Raw genomic sequence first — 20,944 nt, forward strand, 5'->3', positions numbered from 1 at the left:
GCGACACAAGGCCGCTCCTACAAAGAGTGAGCAGGTTTACGGGCTGATCGTATCTGCCAGCAACAGCCTGGCGATCATCCCCTCAAGGACATCCACCTGTTCGAGGATGTCATAGTGCCCGGCATCAACAGCAATGTCCTGGCAGCTACCCGAAATGCCACCCGCGTGCGCGCCCTCCCCCGCCCACCAGCAACTTGCCGCTGCCTCGGTAGACGGTAGCTGGCGCAATTGACGCGAAAGCGCCTTGAGTTTCATTGCCACAACAAAGGTCTGCGCCAGATCAGCGTTGCCGATTTCGGCATAGGCCGACTGTGCAGCCTGCGCGGCCCTTGCCGTTCCGATCACGCGCTCCAGGGCATCCTGAGTACTGCCGGCGGGCACGATCGGCAGCACCAGTGCATCGGCCGAAACCCCGAGAATCACCGCCAGGAAGCCACGCAGGTCGGCGCTCCAGTCACTTTCCTGCACGGCTTGCCTGGCCGAGGGCACGAAGCTGTCCACCAAGGCCAGCACCGCAACCCGCTGCCCCTGGCTTTCCAACTCCTTGGCCACCAACACCGCCAGGGTGCCGCCCAGCGACCAACCTGCCAGCTGATAAGGCCCTTCGGGTTGCTTCTGCCGAATGTACTGTGCGTAATCGATAGCCATCGTTTCCAGCGAATCATCCACCCAGGCGTGATCCAGCAGCATCCGGCATTGCAGGCCATAAACCGTGCAACGGCCTTCCAGCCGGCGCGCCAATGGCTCGTAATCGAACACCGTGCCAAACCCGGCATGCAGGCAGAACAGCGGCGTACTCACGCTCACTCGGCTGTTCAGCAACAACAGCGGGTCCAGGCTGGCATCGTCGGGGGCATAACCCGACAACTCGGCGATGGTCGGCCGGGCAATCACATCACGCAGTTTCAGTTCGATAGGCAAATCCTCGCAGGCGCGGACCTTGGACAGCATCTTAAGCACGCGCAGCGAGTCACCACCCAGTTCGAAGAAGTTGTCATCGACACCGACCTGCTCGACTTGCAGTACTTCCTGCCAGATCGCTGCCAGCGCCTGCTCGATCGCATTACGCGGGGCAACCCATGCCCGGCTTGCGGCAAACTCGGGTGCCGGCAGGCCATTGCGGTCGATCTTGCCGTTGGGGGTGAGCGGCAGCGCCGGCATCAGTACAAGCTGTGCCGGCACCATGTGATCCGGCAGGTCGGCGCGCAGGGCATCACGTAATTGCTCGGCGCGGATATCGGCATTGTCCGTTACCACGTAGCCGATCAGTTGCTTGCCCGTGCTGATGTCACGCGCCACCACCACGGCATCGCGCACGCCAGCCAGGTTGCGCAAGCGTGCCTCGATTTCTCCCGGCTCGATGCGGAACCCTCGAATCTTCAGCTGGTTGTCCAGCCGCCCGAGGAAGTCGATGACGCCATCGGCGCGGCGACGCACCCGGTCACCGGTACGGTACAGTCGGCCACCCGTGGCAAACGGGTCGGCCACGAAGCGCTCGGCCGTGAGTGCGGCCCGCTGGTGATAGCCACGCGCCACGCCCTCTCCGCCGATATAAAGCTCACCGGCCACACCATCGGGCAGCGGGTTGAGGTGCTGGTCCAGCACGTGCAGCGCGCGCTCGCCAACGCGATCGCCGATCGGCGCGTACACAGCCTCACAGGTTCGTCGCACCGGCACCTTCCACAGCAAAGGCGTAACCACGGTTTCCGTCGGCCCATAGCCGTTGGTCAACCAGCGCGGGCGCAGCGTGCGCTTGACGTGCTCGAACAGGGCGTCCGGTACCGCATCGCCGCCAAAGCAGTACACCCGCACTGCTGGCGCGGGCTGCTGCTGGCTATCGGCGAATTCGGCCAACTGTTGCAGGTAGGCCGGCGGGAAGCAGGCGATGTCAATACGCTGGTCATGCAAGGTCTGCCAGGTTTCTTCTGCCGTCCACAGCCGGTTGTCACGCACCACCAGGCAACCACCCGAGGACAACGTCGACAGCCAGCGTTCCTGCGCCCCGTCGAAGGCGAACGACATGAACAGCAGCTCGCGGGTGTGCAGGTCCATCTCGTACAGCCCGGCGATGGCCTGGCAGTGCATGCGAATCTGGCCATGGCTCACCGCCACACCTTTGGGCTTGCCGGTAGAACCAGACGTGTAGATCAGATAAGCCAGGTTATCCGCGCACGCGCGCTGTACAGGTGCAGTAGCAGGCAGATGGTCCAGCGCTTGCTGGTCGAGCTCGACGCACCGCGCTACCTGGGTAAAGCGCTGGCGCAGGCCACTGCTGCTGACCAGCAGGTGCATTGCCGAGTCCTCGACAATCCACTGCAGGCGCTCTTGTGGGTAGTCGATATCCAGTGGCACATAAGCTGCGCCAGTCTTCATCACTGCCAGGAAGGCCACGATCACCTCCACCGACCGCTCCAGGGCAATGCCCACGCAGCTTTCCGGGCGCACGCCCTGCGCGATCAGGTGGTGGGCAAGGCGGTTCGCGCGAGCGTTCAGCTGGGCATAGGTCAACTGTTGGCCACCGCAGACTACCGCCATGGCCTCACCACGCTCACGGGCATGCCCGGCGATACGCTCGGCGAGCAGCGGCTGCTCGCGCCCAGGTGCCACAAGCTGGTTGCGCAGATCGGCGTGCCTTGCCTGCGCCGGCGTCAGCATGCCCAGGCTGCCCAGCGTGGCCTGGGGATTGTCCAGCATGGCGCTCAGCAGGCTTTCGAAACTGCCGCGCAGGCACTCGACAGCGGCTTCGGTAAAGCGGTTGCGCAGGTACAGGAACTCTACCGAAAAGGTTTCGCCCAATTGCACGGCCAGGTCCATGGCATAGTTGGTGACGTCGCGGTTACGTACTTCACCAAAGCGCAACGTTCCGCCGCCGCCCTCGCGCAGGCGATCGTCAACCGGGTAGTTCTCGAACACCACGATGCTGTCGAACAGCGCTTGCCCTGGCCGCCCGGCCCAGCGTTGTACATCGGCCAGCGCTGCATGCTCGTGGTCGCGCAGCTCCAGGTTGTAGTGCTGCAGCTGGTGCAGCCAGTCGCTGACAATGTGCTGGGGTTGCGGCGCCTGCACCACCGGTAGCGTGTTGATGAACAGCCCCAGCATCTCGCCTGCACCAGCCAGGCTGCTGGGGCGCCCGGCCACTGTGGCGCCGAAGCACACGCTGGCCTGGCCGGTGTAGCGTTGCAGCAGCAACAGCCAGGTGGCCTGGACCAGGGTATTGGGCGTGACCCTCAGGCGCCGGGCCTGGTCACGCAGGTGTTGCGTGCGCTGCGCATCCCAATGCAGGTACAGCGCATGGTGCCCGACAAGCTTGCCGTCCGCCTGCGGCGCAACACTTTCGGCCAACAGCGTCGGCCCCTCCAGGGCACGCAGCTTCTCGCTCCAGAACTGCTCCAGCTTGCCCATCGGCTGCTCGGCGAGCCAACGGATGTAGTCACCGAAGCGCCCCCCCGCATGGCTGGCAGGCCGGCCGTGATAAACCTGCAACACCTCGCCCAGCAACCGTGAATTGCTCCAGCCATCCATGAGGATGTGGTGACGCGACCAGATCAGGTGCAGGCGTTGCTCGTCCACTCGAACCAGCGTCAGGCGCATCAGGGGGGCACACGCCAGGTCGAAGCCTTCGGCAGCCTCTTCGGCTGCCAGCGCCTGCAAGGCGGCGCTGGTCACCTCACGCCCACGCCAGTCGAGCACGCGCAGCGGCAGACTGGCCTGACGCTGCACCACCTGCAAGGGCTCCGCCCACCGGGCCGATGACAGGAAGACCGTGCGCAGGATGTCGTGGCTGGCGATCACCTGGTTCCAGGCCGCGACGAAGCGGTCGATGTCCAGGCCGTGCACATCGACCGCAGTCTGGTTGATGTACAGCGCGGCGTCGCTCTCCTGCAGGGTATGGAACAGCATGCCCTGTTGCATCGGCGACAGCGGGTAGATATCGGCGATCTGAGCAGCAGGTACCGGCAGGTCGTCCAGTTGCGCCTGGCTCAGACGGGCCAATGGGAAGTCCGATGGCGTGAGGCCTTGGGTGTCATCCTGGCAGCAATGGTCGATCAAGGCCTTGAGTTCTTCTGCATAGGCATCGGCCAGTTGCTGGATGGTCGAGGTATCGAAGACTTCACGGCTGAACGTCCAGCCCAGTGTCAGCTCGCCGCCGTACACCTGCCCATTGAGCGCCAGCAGGCTGCTCAATGGCGCGGCCTCATCCTGGTTCAGCCCGGCATTCTCGCTGGCCGGTTTGAACAGGCTCGCCTGCTGGTCGAAGCTGCCATCGAACTGCCCAAGGTAGTTGAAGATGATCGCCCCCTGGGCCAGCGCCGCCAACGTCTGCCGAGCTTCACCAGCCCCCAGGTAACGCAGCACACCATAGCCCAGGCCCTTGTGGGGCACCGCGCGCAGTTGCTCCTTGATGGTCTTGATCGAGCTGGCCAGCTCGGGCTGAGGGCTGAGGTTGACCGGGTACATGCTGGTGAACCAACCCACCGTGCGGCTCAGGTCGATACCGTCGAACAGGTCTTCGCGGCCATGGCCTTCCAGGCGTACCAGTACCTGCGGCTGCGCAGTCCAACGGCTGACCACACGGGCCAATGCCGTCAACAACAGGTCGTTGATCTGCGTGCGATAGGCTGCCGGTGCCTGCTGCAGCAGCTTGCGGGTCCAGAGCGGGTCCAGGCGAGTGCTGACCGACGTTGCATGCTTCTGCCGGTTTTCGCCCTGGGGATGATCGCAAGGCAAAGCATCGCTGGCGCCTTGCAGTTGATCACGCCAGTAGTGCAGTTCATGTTGCAGTGCCTGGCTGCTGGCATAGGCCTGCAGCTGTTCGGCCCAGACCTTGAACGCGCTGGTCTTGGCCGGCAACTTCAGCGGCTGGCCGAGGGCAAGCGCCTGGTAGGCCTGTTGCAGGTCTTCCAGCAGGATCCGCCATGACACGCCATCGACCACCAGATGATGAATGACCAGCAGCAGCCGCTGGCTGCCGTCTGCCAGCGTTGCCAGCACGGCGCGCAACAGTGGCCCCTGAGCCAGGTTCAGGCTGCGCTGGGCCTGATCGGCCAAGCGTTCCAGCGCCTCGCTATCAACACACTCGCGAACCCATAGCAGCTCGGTCGATACCGGCGCGCCGATCGTGGCCTGCCAGCGCCCGGCACTCTGCCAGGCATTGAGCCGTAGCAGGTCGTGATGGGCATGCAGGTTGCCCAGCGCCATGTTCAAAAGGTGCGCATCCAGTGCCTCAACAGGTTCGAGCAGCACCGACTGGTTCCAGTGGTCACGTACTACAAGCGCTTGCTCGAAGAACCAGTGCTGCACCGGAACAAGTGGCAGAGGCCCGGTGACCGCGCCCTGCTCCAGCACTTGTGCTTCGCTGCACCGGGCAACCGAGGCCAGCCCCTGCACTGTCTGATGCTGCAGCAACTCCTTGGGGGTGAACTGGATATCCACCTGGCGCGCACGGCTGACCACTTGCAACGAAATGATCGAATCGCCGCCCAGCTCGAAGAAGTTGTCGGTCAGGCCGACCTTCTCCAGCTTCAGCACATCCGCCCAGATCGCCGCGATCTGCTGTTCCAGATCGCTCTGCGGCGCGACGTACTCGCCCTGCAACTGGCTGGCATCCGGCTGCGGCAGGGCCTTGCGGTCCAGCTTGCCGTTCGGCGTCACCGGCAGCTTGCCGAGCAGCAGCAGGTGCGCCGGCACCATGTAGTCCGGCAAACCGGCCTTCAGCGCCTCGCGCAGGCTGTCGCGCAATGCACCTTCGTCTTGCGAGCTGTCGGCAGGCACCACATAACCCACCAGCTGCTTGCCGCTTGGCCCGTCCAAGGCCAACACCACGGCTTCCTGCACGCTCGGCAGCTCCAGCAGGCGCGCCTCGATCTCGCCCAGCTCGATACGCAAGCCGCGGATCTTCACCTGGTGGTCGATGCGCCCGGCGTAGTCGATCACGCCATCGGCGCGGTAGCGCGCCAGGTCGCCGGTGCGGTACAGGCGCCCGCCGTTGTCGCTGAACGGGTCCGGCACGAAGCGTTCGGCGGTCAGCGCCGGGCGTTGGTGGTAACCACGGGCCAGGCCCACGCCGCCGAGGTACAGCTCGCCGGCACTGCCGCGCACCGCCGGTTGCAGGCTGCCTTCGAGGATATGGGTCTTGAGGTTGTCGATCGGCTGGCCGATCGGCACGCTGATGCTTTCGTCCGGCTGGCAGGTCCAGTGGGTGACGTCGATCGCCGCTTCGGTCGGGCCGTACAGGTTGTACAGGCCCGCCGCCGGCAGGCGCTGCAGGGTCTGGCGGGCCAGCTCGGCCGGCAGTGCTTCACCGCTGCACACCACGCGCTTGAGGCTGACGCAGCTTTCGACCGCTTCGTGGGTCATGAACGCCTGCAGCATCGACGGCACGAAGTGCAGCGTGCTGATGCCGTAATGGTTGATGCATTCCACCAGCAGCTGCGGGTCGCGGTGTGCGCCCGGCTGGGCCACCACCAGGCGCGCGCCGGTCATCAGCGGCCAGAAGAACTCCCACACCGACACGTCGAAGCTGAACGGGGTTTTCTGCAGCACGCTGTCGCTGGCATCCAGGCCGTAGGCTTTCTGCATCCAGCACAGCCGGTTGACCAGCGCCTGATGGCTGTTGCCAGCGCCCTTCGGGCGACCGGTGGAGCCGGAGGTGTAGATCACGTAGGCGAGGTTCAGCGGGGCCACGTCGATGTTCGGGTTGGCGTCGCTGTAGCCGTCCAAGTTCTCGGTGTCCAGGTCCAGGCTGCGCAGGCCGGCCGGGATCGGCAGGGCTTCGTGCAGGTGCGACTGGGTCAGCAGCAGGGCGATGCCGCTGTCCTCGAACATGTAGCTCAGGCGGTCCTGGGGATATTCCGGGTCCAGTGGCACATAGGCGCCACCGGCCTTCACGATACCCAGCAGGCCGATGACCATCTCCAGGCTGCGCTCCATGGCGATGCCCACCAGCACGTCCGGGCCCACGCCCTGCTCGCGCAGCTTGTGCGCCAGCTGGTTGCCACGGCGGTTGAGCTCGGCATAGCTCAGGGTCTGCTCGCCAAACACCAGCGCCGGGGCGTCCGGGGTGGCGAACACCTGGGCCTCGATCAGCTGGTGGATGCTGGTTTCGCCTGGGTAATCGGCTTGCGTGGCATTCCAGCCATGCACCATCTGCTGTCGCTCCCCGTCATCCAGCAATGGCAGCTCAGCCACTCGCTGGCCTGGGTTGGCGACGATGCCATGTAGCAGGTTCAGCCAGTGCCGCGCCATCTGCTGTATGGTCGAGGCATCGAACAGGTCGGTTGCAAAGGTCAGCGTGGCGCTGATGCCCTGCTCATGTTCGAAGCTGTCCAGCGTGAGGTCGAACTGCGCCGCGTGCACGTTCCATTGCAGGCCCTCCACCTCCAGGCCGGGCAAGCTGCGGCGCTCGCCCTTGCCCCGGGTCTGGTGGTTGTACATCACCTGGAACAACGGGCTGTGGCTCAGGCTGCGTTCAGGCTGCAAGGCATCGACCAGCTGTTCGAATGGCAGGTCCTGATGCACCTGCGCGCCCAAGGCTCGTTGCCGCACTTGCGCCAACAGCTCGGTGAAGGTCAGTTGCGTGTCGAACTCGGCTCGCATCACCTGGGTATTGACGAAAAAGCCGATCAGCCGCTCGGTCTCTACGCGGTTACGGTTGGCGATGGGCACGCCCACGCGCACATCGGCCTGCCCGGAGTAGCGGTGCAACAGTACCTGGAAACTCGCCAGCAGCAGCATGAAGGGTGTCGCCCCCTGGTGCTGCGCCAACTGTTTGAGTGACAGGCTCAACGCCTCGCCCAGGTCAACGTCGACCCGCTCACCGCGATAGCTTTGCAGCGCCGGGCGTGGCCTGTCGGTGGTCAGTTCCAGCACCGGATGGTCGTCGCCCAGCTGCGCCATCCAGTACGCCAGCTGACGCTCACGCTCGCCGGCGTCCATCCAGGCACGCTGCCAGATTGCATAATCGGCGTACTGGATCGGCAGTTCGGCCAGCACCACCTCGCGACCTTGGCTATAGCCTTCATAAAGCTGCACCAACTCATCGATGAGCAAGGGCATCGACCAGCCATCGGCGACGATATGGTGCAAGGTGAGCACCAGCACGTGCTCGTCCTGCGCCAGTTCCAGCAGTTTCACCCGCAGCAGCGGCCCATGGACCAGATCGAACGGCTGCTGGACCTCAAGCGCGACCTGCGCCTGCAAAACCTGCTCCTCCACGGCCCCCAAGGCCTGGCGGGCCAGCTGGAAAGGCTGGTTCGGGTGGATGACCTGCATCAGCTGGCCATCTGCCTCGGCAATGGTCGTGCGCAAGGCTTCATGACGCTGGATCAGCGTCGCAAAGCTGCGCTGCAGGGCTGCCAGGTCAAGCTGCCCCCTGAACCTGAGCGCGGTCGGGATGTTGTAGGCCGAGCCGGTGGGCTCCAGCTGCCAGAGAAACCACTGGCGTTGCTGGGCATAGGACAGCACGGGGCGTTCGACATCGTGCCTGGCTACCGGAATGGGCAGTTGCGCAAGCGTGACGCCCTTGGACGCCAGTTTTTCGAGAAACAGCTTCTGCTGCGCCAGGGGCAGACGGATGAAGCGATAAACCAGGTCTGCGTTTCTGTTGTCCGTGTGCATCTCAAACCGCCTCGAGCTCTGCCATGAAGTCCTGGAGCTCATCCAGGTCTCCGTCGTTTCGGGTACCGAGACTGCCGACCTCTTGTGCAAAGGCCTGCAGGTTCTCTGTCTGGAACAACAACGCGAGTGGCAGGTTCGTACCCAGTTCGATCTGCAGTCGTGCTACCGCCTGGGTTGCCAGCAAGGAGTGGCCCCCCAGCTCGAAGAAGTTGTCGGTAAGAGATACGTTTTCCAGGCCAAGAACTTCAGCCCATACCGCTGCGATCCGACGCTCCAGCTCCGTTTCCGGCGCCACATGGGCCGCCCGGCGCAGGTTGCCGTCAGGCTGTGGCAGGGCCTTGCGGTCCAGCTTGCCGTTCGGTGTCAGTGGCAGGCGTTCCAACAGCAACAGGTGCGCGGGCACCATGTAGTCCGGCAGGCTGGCTTTCAGCCTGGCGCGCAGGGTGTCAAGCAGCGCCGCCCGGGCTTCCTCGCTGGCAACCGACGCTGCATCGGCTGGCACCACATAGCCCAGCAGTTGCTTGCCGCCCGGCGCATCCAGCGCCAGTACCACGGCTTCGCGGACTGCGTCCTGTTGTTGCAGGCGCGCCTCGATCTCGCCAAGTTCGATACGGAAGCCGCGAATCTTCACCTGATGGTCGATACGCCCGGCATATTCGATGACTCCGTCGGCGTCATAGCGCGCCAGGTCGCCGGTGCGATACAGGCGGCCACCCTGCCCGCCGAACGGGTCGGGGATGAAGCGTTCGGCGGTAAGCCCGGGGCGCGCCAGGTAACCACGCGCCAGCCCCGCACCCGCCATGTACAGCTCCCCCACCACCCCTACCGGCAGCGGCGTTCCGGCCTCGCTCAACAGGTAAGCGGCACTGTTGGAAAGCGGCCGGCCGATATTGGCCTGGCCACCTTGGGTGCGCAGGGTGAAGGTCGAGTAGGTTGTGTCCTCCGAAGGCCCGTACAGGTCGTACACCTTGAGCACGTGGCCAGTGCCGTACAACGCGTCGACCAGCCCCTGCTTGAGAGCCTCCCCCGCCAGGTTGATGATGCGTACACCGGACGGCAACTGGCCGGTTTCATGCAGCACCTTGATGGCCGACGGCACCGTGTTGACCAGGCGTACCTGGTCTTTGGCCGGCAGGTGCGGCAGCTCCAGGGCATTGGCCGCCAGTACCGCATAGCCACCCGAGCCCAGGGTCACGAACAGCTCCCAGACCGACAGGTCGAAACAGATCGATGTGGACGCCAACACGCCGCACAGGTCCTGCTGGCTGTACACCGACTGCGCCCAGCCGATCATTGCCACGGCATTGCGATGCTCGATCTGGACGCCCTTGGGATTGCCGGTGGAACCTGAGGTGTAGATGCAGTACGCCAGGTTGTCCGGCGTGCTCACGCACACCGGGTCGGCCGCTTCGTAGCCGTCGAGCAGCAACTGGTCCACCAGCAGCGTTCGCGCCTGGAAGCTGGCCGGCAAACGCTCCTGCAGGTGCGACTGCGACAGCAGCAGGATCGACTGGCTGTCTTCGAGCATGTACACCAGGCGGTCCTGCGGGTAGCCAGGGTCGAGCGGCACGTAGGCGCCGCCCGCCTTGAGAATGGCCATCAGCGCGACCACCATGTCCAGGCCACGCTCCATGGCGACACCTACCAGCACCTCCGGGCCCACGCCAGCCTCGCGCAGTTTGTGGGCCAGCTGGTTGGCCCGTACATTGAGCGCAGCATACGTGAGCGTCTGCTCGCCGTGGATAAGTGCAACTGCGCCTGGCGCAGCAACCACCTGCGCCTCGAACAGCTGATGGATACAGCGGTCGGCCGGGTAACTGGCCGCCGTGCGGTTCCAGTCCTGCACGATACGCTGATGCTGTGCGGCATCGAGCAGCGGCAGGTCGCCGAGTGCAGCAAACGGGTCACTCACCAGCGCGTCAAGCAGCGTACCGAAGTGATGGGCCAGCTGCTCGATTGCCTCGCTGCTCCAGTGCGCACGGTCATGCCGGTACTGGATAGCCAGGCTGTCGCCAAGGCTCACCAGCAGGGTCAGCGGATAGTTGGTCTGCTCGCGCACCTGCACTGGGCCAAACTGCAAGCCACTCGGTGCGCCCTGCCGAAGGGCCTCGGACACCGGGTAACTTTCGAACACCACCAGGCTGTCGAACAGGGCTTCACCGCCAAGGCCGGCCCAGCGCTGCACGTCGTACAGCGGCGTATGTTCGTATTCACGCATGGCCAGGTTGCTGGCCTGCACCTGCCCGATCCATTGCGCAACGCTTTGCTCGCCTTGCGGTGTACCAACCACCGGCAGGGTGTTGATGAACAAGCCGATCTGCGCCTCCACGCCCGCCAGCTCCGCTGGCCGGCCGGCGACCGTTGCACCGAAGCAGACCGACGACTGCCCGGTATAGCGCTGCAGCAGCAACAGCCAGGTAGCCTGTACCAAGGTGTTGACGGTGACACGCTGGGCACGCGCAAAGGCTTCAACCCGCTCGGTACGCCCTGCACCGAATGCCTGGTGATGAACCTGATGGCCCTGGCCATCAGGTTCACCTTTGCGTACGGCCTGGGCCAGGCGCGTCGGCTCGTTGAAGCTGGCCATCTGGCCCTGCCAGAACCGCTCTGCCGCCGCCCTGTCCTGGCGCTGCAACCAGGCGATGTAGTCACGGTAGCTGCCCGCCGCTGCCACCACAGGTTTACCGGCATGACGCTGCAACACCTCACCCAGCAACTGCGAGGTGCTCCAGCCATCCAGAAGGATGTGATGGCAGGTGAAGATCAGGTGATGACGTGCCTGCGCCGTACGCACCAGCACCAGGCGCAACAAGGGTGCCTCGACCAGATCGAAGCCACGCTGCCGGTCGGCTTCCGCCAGGCTGTCCAGCTCCCGCGCCAGCTCATCCTCGTCACGCCAGTCATATTCGCTGAACGGCAGTGTCACCTGCTTGTGCACGACCTGCACCGCCTGGCCCAGGTCCCCCTGCCAGATGAAGCTGCTGCGCAAGATGTCGTGGGCCTGCAAGGCAGCATCCCAGGCCTGTCGGAAGGCTTGTACATCCAGGCCATCCACATCCACGCGCATCTGGTTGATGTAGTTGCCGCTGCCTTGCTCGTAGATGCTGTGGAACAGCATGCCCTGCTGCATCGGCGACAACGGGTAGACGTCGGCGATCTGCGCCACGGCAACCGGCAGCTGGTCGAGCTGCGCCTGGGTCAGGTCGGTCAACGGGAAGTCGGACGGGGTCAGGCCGCGATGTCCACCCTCACAGCAATGCTCGATGATTTCAGCCAAGGCCTGCTGGTAAGCCTGGGCCAGCTGTTCGATGGTTTCGCGGCGATGAATGTCCTGGCTGAAGGTCCACTCCAGGCGTAGCTCGCCGCCATATACCTGACCGTTGACGGTCAACAGGCTGGCCAACGGTGCTTCGGCATCCTGCCTGGCGCCATCGTTCTCCTTGGCGGGGGTGAACAGAGCTGCTTCGCCATCGAAGCTGCCGTCGAACTGCCCGAGGTAGTTGAAGACGATCTGGCCTTCAGGCAATGCTGCAAGGGCCTCGCGGCTCGCGGCATCACCGAGGTAGCGCAGCACGCCATAGCCCAGGCCTTTGTCAGGTACGGCGCGCAGCTGTTCCTTGATGGTCTTGATCGAACTTGCCAGGTCTGCCTGCGGGCTCAACTTTACCGGGTACAGGCTGGTGAACCAGCCTACCGTACGCGTCAGGTCGATACCCGCGAACAGGTCTTCACGGCCATGCCCTTCCAGGCGCACCAGCACTTCGGGCTGGCCGCTCCAGCGGCCAACTGCTTGCGCCAGGGCCGTCAGCAACAGGTCGTTGATCTGCGTGCGATAAGCCACCGAGCAATCCAGCAACAGCCGTTGGGTGCTTGCCACGTCGAGGCGCGTGCTGACCGAGGCCGCATGCTTCAGTTGCCGGCTGCCTTGCGGGTTGTCGCAGGGCAGCATTTCGCTGGCCCCTTGCAACTGCCCCTGCCAGTAGCCCAGTTCCTGTTGCAATGCGGGCGCAGCGGCATAGGTTTGCAAACGCTCGGCCCAGGCTTTGTACGAAGTGGTCTTGGCCGGAAGCTGCAGTGGCTGCCCGGCAGCCAGGTTCTGGTAGGCCTGCTGCAGGTCTTCCAGCAGCACACGCCACGACACGCCGTCTACCGCCAGGTGATGGATGACCAAAAGCAGCCGCTGGCTACCGTCAGGCAGCACAGCGAGCATGGCACGCATCAACGGCCCGTGCTCGAGGTCAAGGCTGCGCTGGGCTTCACTGGCAGCTTGCTGCAAGTGCTCGACGCTGGCGAAATCTCGATGCCAAAGCAACTGGGAGTAGCCCACATCGGCAAATTCAGCCTGCCAGCCCACCCCATGGTCGAACACGCGCAAACGCAGGGCATCGTGATGTTCGAGCAATGCCTGCAATGCCGCATCGAGCGTCGCCGGGGCCAGCGTTTCACCTGGCGTGAGCAGCACCGACTGGTTCCAGTGATGGCGCACGACAACGGGCTGCTCGAAGAACCAGTGCTGAATGGGCGTGAGCGGCGTCACGCCCGTTACCGCACCCTGATCGATCGATACACTGTCGCCGCGATTGGCGAGCCGGGCCAGTGCCTGCACCGTCTGGGCCTCGAACAGGTCCTTGGGCGTGAACTGGATATCCACCTGGCGCGCACGGCTGACCACCTGCAACGAAATGATCGAATCGCCGCCCAGCTCGAAGAAGTTGTCGGTCAGGCCGACCTTCTCCAGCTTCAGCACATCCGCCCAGATCGCCGCGATCTGCTGTTCCAGATCGCTCTGCGGCGCGACGTACTCGTCCTGCAACTGGCGGGCATCCGGCTGCGGCAGGGCCTTGCGGTCCAGCTTGCCGTTCGGCGTCACCGGCAGCTTGCCGAGCAGCAGCAGGTGCGCCGGCACCATGTAGTCCGGCAAACCGGCCTTCAGCGCCTCGCGCAGGCTGTCGCGCAATGCACCTTCGTCTTGCGAGCTGTCGGCAGGCACTACATAGCCCACCAGCTGCTTGCCGCTTGGCCCGTCCTGGGCCAGCACCACGGCTTCCTGCACACTCGGCAGCTCCAGCAGGCGCGCCTCGATCTCGCCCAGCTCGATACGCAAGCCGCGGATCTTCACCTGGTGGTCGATGCGCCCGGCGTAGTCGATCACGCCATCGGCGCGGTAGCGCGCCAGGTCGCCGGTGCGGTACAGGCGCCCGCCGTTGTCGCTGAACGGGTCCGGCACGAAGCGTTCGGCGGTCAGCGCCGGGCGTTGGTGGTAACCACGGGCCAGGCCCACGCCGCCGAGGTACAGCTCGCCGGCACTGCCGCGCACCGCCGGTTGCAGGCTGCCTTCGAGGATATGGGTCTTGAGGTTGTCGATCGGCTGGCCGATCGGCACGCTGATGCTTTCGTCCGGCTGGCAGGTCCAGTGGGTGACGTCGATCGCCGCTTCGGTCGGGCCGTACAGGTTGTACAGGCCCGCCGCCGGCAGGCGCTGCAGGGTCTGGCGGGCCAGCTCGGCCGGCAGTGCTTCACCGCTGCACACCACGCGCTTGAGGCTGACGCAGCTTTCGACCGCTTCGTGGGTCATGAACGCCTGCAGCATCGACGGCACGAAGTGCAGCGTGCTGATGCCGTAATGGTTGATGCATTCCACCAGCAGCTGCGGGTCGCGGTGTGCGCCCGGCTGGGCCACCACCAGGCGCGCGCCGGTCATCAGCGGCCAGAAGAACTCCCACACCGACACGTCGAAGCTGAACGGGGTTTTCTGCAGCACGCTGTCGCTGGCATCCAGGCCGTAGGCTTTCTGCATCCAGCACAGCCGGTTGACCAGCGCCTGATGGCTGTTGCCAGCGCCCTTCGGGCGACCGGTGGAGCCGGAGGTGTAGATCACGTAGGCGAGGTTCAGCGGGGCCACGTCGATGTTCGGGTTGGCATCGCTGTAGCCGTCCAAGTTCTCGGTATCCAGGTCCAGGCTGCGCAGGCCGGCCGGGATCGGCAGGGCTTCGTGCAGGTGCGACTGGGTCAGCAGCAGGGCGATGCCGCTGTCCTCGAACATGTAGCTCAGGCGGTCCTGGGGATATTCCGGGTCCAGTGGCACATAGGCGCCGCCGGCCTTCACGATACCCAGCAGGCCGACGACCATCTCCAGGCTGCGCTCCATGGCGATGCCCACCAGCACGTCCGGGCCCACGCCCTGCTCGCGCAGCTTGTGCGCCAGCTGGTTGCCACGGCGGTTGAGCTCGGCATAGCTCAGGGTCTGCTCGCCAAACACCAGCGCCGGGGCGTCCGGGGTGGCGAGTACCTGGGCTTCGATCAGCTGGTGAATGCTGCGCTCCTTCGGGTATGTCGCCTGGGTTGCGTTCCAGCCTTCGACCATCTGTTGCTGTTCTGGCAGTCCCAGCATTGGCAGCTCGCCAACCACCGCGTCAGCATTCTCCACCAGCGCCTGCAGCAGGTTGGCAAAGTAACCAGCCAGGCGGCCAATGCTCTCGTCGCTCCACAGCGCACGGTCGTGGCTGTACTGCATCGACAGCGTCGTGCCCAGCTCCACCACCAGGGTCAGTGGGTAGTTGGTCTGCTCCTGCACGGCCACGTCGCCGAAGCGCAGGCCACCGGGCGCGCCCTGTTGCAGCGCATCGGCCACCGGGTAGTTCTCGAACACCAGGATGCTGTCGAACAAGGCGTCACCGCCCTGCCCCGCCCAGCGCTGCACGTCGTACAGCGGGGTGTGCTCGAACTCGCGCACGGCAAGGTTGCCGGCCTGCACCTGGCCGACCCACTCGGCCACGGTCTGCTCGGCGCGCGGGGCGCCAATCACCGGCAAGGTGTTGATGAACAGGCCGATCTGCTCCTCTATGCCCGGCAGGTCTGCCGGGCGGCCGGCGACCGTGGCGCCGAAGCAGACGCTGGCCTGACCGGTGCAGCGCTGCAACAGCAGCAGCCAGGCCGATTGCACCAGGGTGTTGACCGTGACCCGGTTGGCCCGGGCGAAGGCTTCGATGCGTGCGGTCTGCTCGCGGTCGAAGGCCAGTCGGTGGTCGCCATGGCCGCTGCCGTTTGCGCCTGCGCTGCCGGCGATGGCCTGGGCCAGACGGGTCGGCTCGTCCAGGGCCGCAAGCTGGCCTTTCCAGAAGGCTTCGGCAACGGCCGCGTCCTGGCCCTGCAGCCAGGCGATGTAGTCGCGGTAGTGCGTGGCCTGGGCCTGCGGCGCCAGGCCGGCATAGCGCTGCAGCACTTCACCCAACAGGCGCGAGGTGCTCCAGCCGTCCATGAGGATGTGATGGTTGGTATAGATCAGGTGGTGGCGGGTATCGCCCGTGCGCACCAGTACCAGGCGCAGCAGCGGCGCGGCAGACAGGTCGAAGCCGCGCTGGCGCTCACCCTCGGCCAGGGCTTGCAATGCCTGCACCAGCGCCGGCTGGCCACGCCAGTCGTGCTCGCTGCACGGCAGTTCGACGGCCTTGCGTACCACCTGCACGGCCTGCTCCAGTTCGCCCTGCAGGATGAAACCGCTGCGCAGGATGTCGTGGGCATCGAGCGTGGCCTGCCAAGCCTGCTGGAAACGCTGCACATCCAGCCCATCCACATCCACGCGCAGCTGGTTGATGTAGTTGCCGGCCTGCTGGTCGTAAAGGGTGTGGAACAACATGCCCTGCTGCATGGGTGACAGCGGGTACACATCGGCGATCTGCCTGGGCTCCAGCGGCAAGCTGTCCAGTTGCGCCTGGGTCAGCGCGGCCAGTGGGAAGTCCGACGGCGTCACGCCCTGGTGCCGGGCATCGCAGCAGTGCTCGACCAGCTCTGCCAACGCCTGCCCGTAGGCCTGGGCCAGCTTCTCGATGGTGGCCGGGTGATGAACGTCGGCGCTGTAGGTCCACTCCAGGAACAGCTCGCCGCCGTACACCTGGCCGGTGATGCTCAGCCAGTTGCCCAGTTGTGCGCCGGCACATTGGGTACGGCCTGCGCTTTCCCCGCTCGGGGTGAACAGGGCGCCGGCCTCGGCATCGAAGCTGGCATCGAACTGGCCCAGGTAGTTGAAGGTGACACGGGCCTGGGTGGCACGCTCGAGCCGGTCACGCACTTCAGCATTGCCGAAGTAACGCAACAGGCCGTAGCCGAGGCCTTTGTCCGGCACGCCGCGCAGTTGCTCCTTGATCGCCTTGATCGACTGGCCAAGGTCCTGGGCGGGTGTGAGGCGCACCGGGAACAGGCTGGTGAACCAGCCCACGGTGCGGCTGAGGTCGAGGTCGTCGAACAGGTCTTCGCGGCCATGGCCCTCCAGCAGTACCTGCACGTTATCCCCTGCGCTCCACCGGCACAGGGTACGCGCCAGCGCGGTCAGCAGCAGGTCGTTGATCTGCGTGCGGTAGGCCGCCGGGGCCTGTTTCAGCAGCTTGGCGGTGCGCTCGGCGTCCAGCCGCGTGGCGGCGGTGCGGGCATGGGTATTGGCCAGGCTGCCCTGCGGGTTGTCACGCGGCAGTTCGCCGTTATCGCCGGCCAGGGCCTGCAGCCAGTAGTCCCGCTGTGCTTGCAGCGCCGGGCTGCCGGCATGGCTGACCAGGCGCTCGGCCCAGGTTTTTACCGAGGTGGTCTTGGCGGGCAGGCTCACGGCCTGGCCGTTCAGCAGTTGCCGGTAGGCCGCTTGCAGGTCTTCGAGCAATACCCGCCACGACACGCCGTCGACCACCAGGTGATGGACCACCAGCAACAGACGCTGCTGGCCATCGGCGAAATCGAACAGTTCGGCACGCAGCAGCGGCCCGTGCTCCAGGTTCAGGCTGGCCTGTACCTGGTTGCCGGCGGCGTCCAGTTCATTCAGTGCGCCCAGGTTGCGCTGGCGCAGCAGTGGTGCATTGGCCAACGGCTGGAAGCGCGCCTGCCACTGGCTTTCGCCACGATTGAAGCGCAGGCGCAGGGCATCGTGCTGTTCGACCACGGCGCGCAGGGCTGCCTCCAGGTGTTGCACCTGCACCGGGCTGGCCGGCTCGAGCAATACCGACTGGTTCCAATGCGCCGGCTGGGCGATATCCATATCGAAGAAACGCGCCTGGGCCGGCAGCAACGCCACATCGCCGCTGGTGGCGGTGTCCGCTGCCGCGGCCGCAACCGCTTGCTTGGCCTCGATGCGCTTGGCTACCTGGGCCAGCTGGGCGATGGTCTGTTGTTCGAACAACTGCTTGGGGGTAATCCTGATGCCCTGGCGTTTGGCCCGGGCGATGATCTGCAGGCTGAGGATCGAGTCGCCGCCCAGTTCGAAGAAGTTGTCGGTGCTGCCGACCTGCTCCAGCTTGAGCACATCGGCCCACACGGCGGCCAGCTTTTCCTCGATATCACCTTGCGGCGCCACGTAGCCACGGCTGACCGCGCCCGGTGCCGGCAAGGCGCGCTTGTCGAGCTTGCCGTTGGCAGTCAGTGGCAGGCGCTCCAGCAAAAGTATCTGCGCCGGCACCATGTAGTCCGGCAGGCGCGCCTGCAATTGCGCCTGCAGTTGCTGCACGGTCACGCCTGCGTCGGCCACCCCGTAGCCCACCAGCTGCAAGCGCTCGGCGTCACCCTCCAATGGCAAGGCCAGTACCACGGCCTCGCTGACACCGGGCAGACCGGCCAGTACCCGGCCGACTTCACCCGGCTCCACGCGATAGCCACGGATCTTCACCTGATCGTCGGCACGGCCGATGAACTCGACCAGGCCGTCGGCAGTCAGCCTCGCGCGGTCGCCGGTGCGGTACAGGCGTGTACCACCCTCGCTCGGCACGAAGCGTTCGGCGGTCAACGCTGGCTGGCCCAGGTAGCCCTGGGCGACGCCTTGCCCGCCCAGGTAAAGCTCACCGGGCACCTGCGCCGCCATCGGGTTGAGGTAGCCATCCAGCACCTGGGCGCAGGCGTTGCCCAGCGGGCGCCCGACCGGCACCGTGCGGCAACCTGGCAGCGGCTGCCCCGGCTCGAAGGTGAGCACGCCGACTGTGGTTTCCGTCGGGCCGTAGTGGTTGATGACCCGGCAGGTCGGGCGCAGCTCGCGGATTTTTTCCAACAGGCCCCAGCTGCATGCCTCACCCCCCAGGATCAGCGCCTCGGCGGGCAGCACATCGGTGGCGCGGGCCGCTTGCAGCAAGCCTTGCAGGTGGCTCGGCACCAGCTTCAGCACGCCGACCTGGTGCTGCGCCATGTAGCTGGCGAAGCCATCCGGGTCGAATGCCAGTTCCTGTGGCAGCAGGTGCAGCAGGCGGCCCGAGGCCAAGGCACCGAACAGCACGGTGTGGCCCAGGTCGGCTGCGGTGGTGGAGACCATCGCCATGCTGGCCTCGGCCGGCAGTTGCAAGCGTTCCAGCACCGCCTGGGTGTAGCTGGCAAGTGCGCCGTGGCTGACCAGCACGCCTTTCGGCTGGCCGGTCGAGCCCGAGGTGTAGATCAGATAGGCTGGTTGTTCGGCGGCGATGGCTACCTCGACCGGGCTGTCGCTGCAGGTTGCCCAGGCGGTGTGATCGCAGGCAATCAGCTGCACGCCGTCCAGGCCGGCGAAGCGCTGGTCGCCCGGCTCATGCAGAAGTACGGCGGCGCCACTGTCGGCAACCAGTTGTAGCAGGCGCTCCTGCGGCTGCTGGGTGTCAAGCGGCAGGTAGGCGGCGCCGGTCTTGAGCACCGCCAGCAAGGCGCCGACCCACTCGATGGAGCGCGGCAGGCTCAGGGCGACGATGCTGCCGACACCGACGCCGCGCTGGCGCAGGTAGTCGGCCAGGCGGTTGGACGCCGCCTCCAGCCCGGCCTGGGTCATGAACCGGTCACCGGCACGCACACCGCCGTGGGCCTGGCCTTGCGCCATTGCCTGGCGCCACAAAGCGAGGAAGTCGCCGTGCGGGTAGGCCTGCGTGGCTGCTGGCAGCAGCGTCGCCATTTGCGGGCTGTCGACGATCGCCTGCTGCGGGTCGCGGGCCAGCGCATCCAGCACCTGGCGCAGCGAAGCGGCCATGCGTTCGATGGTGGCCTGCTCGAACAGGTCGGTGGCGTAGGTGAAGTAGCCTTCGATGCCGTCGGCCTTGTCGGAGAAGTCGAACGCCAGGTCGAAGCGGGCGTCGCCGCCGTCACGGGCAAAACCTTCCACCTCCAGCGCGCCCAGGCGCCTGCGCCCTGCATCGCTGGCGGCCACGTGCTGGTTGATCTTGAACTGGAACAGCGGGTTGTGGGCCAGGTTGCGCTCGGGCAGCAAGGCATCGACCAGGTGCTCGAACGGCAGTTCCTGGTGCGACTGGGCGCCGCCTATCACGTCTTTGACCTGCTCCAGCAACGTGGCGAAGGTGGCGCGCTCGTCCACCTGCACACGCAAAACCTGGGTATTGATGAAGAAGCCGATCAGGCCTTCCAGCTCCTTGCGGTTGCGCCCGGCATTCGGGGCACCGATGCGGATATCGGCCTGGCCGCTGTAACGCGACAACACAACCGCCATTGCGGCCAGTACCAGCACGAACAACGTGTGGCCACCCTTGCGCGCCTGGCTGCGCAGGGCCTCGGCCTGCTCGGCGCCTATATCCACGCGCACCACCGCGCCACGCTGGCTGGGCGTGGCCGGGCGCTCGAAGTCCAGCGGCAGGCTCAGCACCGGCTGCTCGTCGCCCAGCTGGGCCTGCCAGTAGGCCAGCTGGCGCTGCGCTTCACCGGCCTCGAGCCAGGCGCGCTGCCAGATGGCGTAGTCGGCGTACTGGATCGGCAGCGCCGGCAACTCGGCCTGCCGGCCTTCGGCCAGGGCGCTGTACAGCCGGATGAATTCCTGCACCAGTACATCGCTGGACCAGCCATCGGAGATGATGTGGTGCATGCTCAGCGCCAGCACGTGGTGATCGGCGGCCACGCGCAGCAGGGTCACCCGCAGCAGCGGACCGGTCAGCAGGTCGAAGGGCTGCTTGAGAGCCGCATCCACGGCCACGCTCAGCGCTGCCTCATCGACGGCACCGTCGAACATCACCCGTTCCAGCGCCAACGGGCAGTGCTCGAGGATTTCCTGGTAGAACTCGCCCTCCTCCGAGGCAAAGCGCGTGCGCAGCGATTCGTGGCGTTGCACCAGCGCATCCAGCGCCTGTTGCAGCACCGCCTGGTCCAGGGCGCCCTTCAGGCGTACCGCCATCGGCACGTTGTAGGCCGGGCTGTCGGGCTCCAGCTGCCAGAGAAACAGCAGACGCTGCTGGGCGTAAGACAGCGGAATACGCGCCAGGCCCTGGCGCGCAGGCACGATGGGCAGCAGGCGGAAGCTCTGCCCGCTGGCCTGCATCTTTTCCAGGATCTGCTGGCGTTGCTCCACGGGGAGGCCAACGAAACGTTGGGCGATGCGTTGTGCGGCAGTAAGTTCCAT

Annotated in this window: 2 protein-coding genes; both read right to left on the minus strand. The window is 65.7% G+C overall.

Translation table 11 applies throughout. From position 1 onward, the window contains the following. Positions 1-36: 36 nt before the first annotated feature. Positions 37-8,616 carry an amino acid adenylation domain-containing protein gene (locus V3314_RS23335; protein WP_338459686.1) on the minus strand — a complete coding sequence of 2,860 codons (8,580 nt, stop codon included), beginning with the start codon at positions 8,614-8,616 and terminating at the stop codon, positions 37-39. Between the two features lies 1 nt (position 8,617). Next, complete coding sequence (locus tag V3314_RS23340) at positions 8,618-20,944, minus strand: non-ribosomal peptide synthase/polyketide synthase (RefSeq protein WP_338459688.1); 12,327 nt, start codon at positions 20,942-20,944, stop codon at positions 8,618-8,620.

Origin of the sequence: Pseudomonas sp. TE3-3-F2023 (assembly GCF_036784815.1) — a bacterium.
Taxonomy (GTDB): Bacteria; Pseudomonadota; Gammaproteobacteria; order Pseudomonadales; family Pseudomonadaceae; genus Aquipseudomonas; species Aquipseudomonas pudica.